The sequence below is a fragment of the Pseudomonas weihenstephanensis genome, assembly GCF_016812185.1.
GTDB lineage: Bacteria > Pseudomonadota > Gammaproteobacteria > Pseudomonadales > Pseudomonadaceae > Aquipseudomonas > Aquipseudomonas weihenstephanensis.
Window position 1 is genome coordinate 1 of record NZ_JAAEBV010000017.1, and the last position, 3,177, is coordinate 3,177.

At 60.8% G+C, this 3,177-nt stretch carries 1 protein-coding gene; it reads right to left on the bottom strand.

All coding sequences use genetic code 11. From position 1 onward, the window contains the following. Positions 1-47: 47 nt before the first annotated feature. On the bottom strand, positions 48-3,005 hold the full coding sequence (locus GYN01_RS22145; RefSeq protein ID WP_048365900.1) for a type VI secretion system Vgr family protein: 2,958 nt from the start codon (positions 3,003-3,005) through the stop codon (positions 48-50). Positions 3,006-3,177 lie beyond the last annotated feature (172 nt).

A 3,177-nucleotide genomic window follows, 5' to 3' on the forward strand; every position in this document is an offset into this window, starting at 1 on the left:
GATGGCCACTTGTGGGCCACGTTTTTCTGCAACAGCATTTTCAGCCGTCATGACAGCATCTCACCCGCCAGCAGGCCGGGGGTTTTGAAGGAAAGCTTGGGAGGGGTGAAGCTCGGCAGCGCAGGCAGGCTCGGCAGAGCGCCGCTGCTGTTGGCCAGATTCAGCAAACTTGAGGCGCTCGGCAACGCAGCGCTGGCCAGTTGCGCAACGCCTGCTTGCACAGTGGTTTTGACGTTTTGCGCTGATTGCATCGCGCCTTGGGCGGTCTGGATTACGCTCATACCGCTTTGCACCGTGGCCATGCCAGTCTTGGCCATGTCCAGGCCGCTTTTCGCCAGGCCCTTGCCTTGCTCCAGCAGCTCGGCACTTTTGCCTTGGCGCGGCAACAGGTCGGTGATCATGTTTTGGATCGGGCCGGGGAGGCTGTCCGAACCCGCATCGCCGGGCTTTTCACGCGGCCATTGCGGTTGGCCGATGTAGCTGCCCACGCTCCAGGTGTCGGACGGGTCGGGCCCAAACTTGACCCGTGCCGGTCCCGGTGCAGCACCTGCCACGGCGGCGAAACCTTTGGGGTCGAGCGCGCCCTTGATACTTTTGCCCAGTGCGTCGATCACTTCAAAATCACCGCCCTTGATGCCTTGGCGGTTGGCGTACTGGTTGAACAGTTCCAGGTTGCCCTTGCCCGGCTTCAGCGGCTCAGGGAACACCCCGGCCAGACTCTTGGCACCGGTATAAGCAAAGTTGGCCGCGTGCGCCGTGTACGGGCCAGTGGTGACGTGGGTGATGCCGCCTGCGTTATAGGTCGTGGCGCTGCCGCCGCCTTGAATCACCAGCTCGGTTTTAGCGGTGAGGGTGATGCGGTCTGCGTTGGCGGTGATATTGAGTTTGGCCAACAGGTTGATGCTGTCTTTCAGCGCCCGCACGTCGATGTCGCCCGATGCGGCCACCAGTCGCCAGCCCAGATTTTGCACAAACAGGCGCATGCCTTGGCTGGCACTGGCCAAGAGTTTTTTACCAATTGAAAGACTGGTGTGACCGGTGCTGCTCAGCCCCAAGTGCTCGCCGGTCGCAATGTGGGTCGAATTGGGCGTGCTCAGCGCGATACCGGCCGGGCTCGCCAACACCAGATGCGGCTCGGTGAATTCAGGGAATTCGTTGGCGCTGACGTTGGCCGGACCGCTGCCGGTAATGCCGCGATGCTGAGCAAACAACGCCTTGGCCACCTCGTCTTGGTCACCGGCTTCCTGCGCCTGATTTTCCATGGCTTGCATGGACAGGCCGTCTTGCTGATCGCTGGCAGTGGCCAAGCGTTCGGCGGTTTCGGGCAGGTCTTTGTGGTGCTTGGATTCGTTGGGACGTGGCTCGGTCGTGATTAGCAAACCCGCCGCTGCACGTACGGCGCCGTGGCGGTCGGTGCGCAGTTCAAAGCCTTCGCCACGCGGCTGCCCCCCCGAAGGTCGCGGATGAGTCAAATAGCCCAAGTTGACCGCGCTCGCGCCGTGGTCACTGCGCAACGCGATGCTGATTTCGCTGGTGGTGTCGTCGATGCGCAGTTCGTTGGCGCGGCTGCCTTTGTACTCTTTGCTTTTGACCGTGGCTAAGGTCTTGAGCTCGGGCAATTTGTACGGCGGCAGGTTCACGCCGTGGTACAGGCAGCCCGTAATCAGCGGCTGGTCCGGGTCGCCCTCAAGGAAGGTAATCAGCACTTCCATGCCAATGCGCGGCAGGTTGATCGAGCCGAAACTCATGCTCGCCCAGTTCGACGCCACACGCATCCAGCAACTGGTTTTGTCGTCGAACTTGCCCTCGCGGTCCCAGTAGAACTGCACTTTGACGCGGCCGTATTCGTCGCAGTAAATTTCTTCGCCTGCCGGCCCCGTAACCATCGCGCTCTGGCTGCCCAGCACTTTGGGCTTGGGGTGTTTGAGCGGCGGGCGGAACGGCACGTCCCACGGGATTGCGCTGAAGGTGTTGCGATAGCCCTGATGGAAATCGTCTTTCAAGTCTGTGACATCGCTGGTGACCGACTCTTCCAGCACCTGCGGCTGCTTGCCGTGGTGGGTGATGTCGATCAGCAGCCACAGGTCATTCCATGTCGCATTGGCGTGCGCGGTGAGCGGCATGAAATGCCCGCTGACCAAGGTGGGCTGATCGCTTTTGCCCTTGGCCAGTTGGTAGTCGGTACGATGGCGTTCGAGGTTGCGATTGGCCAGGTGTTTGCCGCGTTCGCGGTCTACGAAACGACCGGGATAATCGTAATCCTCAAGGTCCGGCACAGCCTTGCTTTTGGCGTCGCTTTCCAGCTCGATGCGCGGTTTGGTGAAGTCATAATCGCGGCGCGTGACGCGGCTGGTACGCGTCGCTAAACGCATGCCAAAGCGCTTGACCATCGGCGTGTCGGCCACCAGCCCAGTGTCTTGCTGATACGCCACCGGTGCCAGTTTGGGGAAGATGGTCTGGTCGTCGCCAAACACCAGCAGGTGCGCGCCAGGGCTGTGCTGGAAGTGAAAGTGGATGCCTTCTTCCTCGCACAAGCGCTGGATGAAGGTCAGGTCCGATTCGTCGTACTGCACGCAATACACCCGCTCAGGATAGGTTGCGCTGAGCTGGAACTTATAATCGCTGGCCAAAATCCCGTGTTCTTCCAGCACCTGGGCGATGATCTGGCGCACGGTCATTTGCTGGAAGATTCGCTGGTTGACCCGGTGCGCCAAATACGACAAATGCGGGCGCAGCGACAGGTGATAGCGGGTCAGGCGCTTACCGGCTTCGCCCCGGGAGATGCTGTACACCTGCCCGTGAAAACCGGTGCCGGTGGTTGAAATCTGCAAAAACGCCTGCTTGTGCAGCAGGGTTTCGAGGTCGAGGAAAGGCCGCTCGCTGACCAGCTCCAGGTCAAAAACGAACGGCGTGTTCAGGGTTTCGCGGCCTTTGAAGGCCAGTACCTGAAAGTCCGCCCCGTCGAGGGCCAGCGTGAAATGGGGCTGATGAGCCGGTGCGAACATCCCTTGTCCCTCATGCAGTGCAGCGATTTTCGTCGTGTGGAAACAGGCGCCGAAAACAGAAAAATTCTGGGGTCATGCACGCACCGGCCCGCAACGGACCGGTGCGCTAAAACGCTCGCGCAGCCTTAGCCCGCGACCGGAGTACGCCAATCATCCGAACCGGATGTACCGG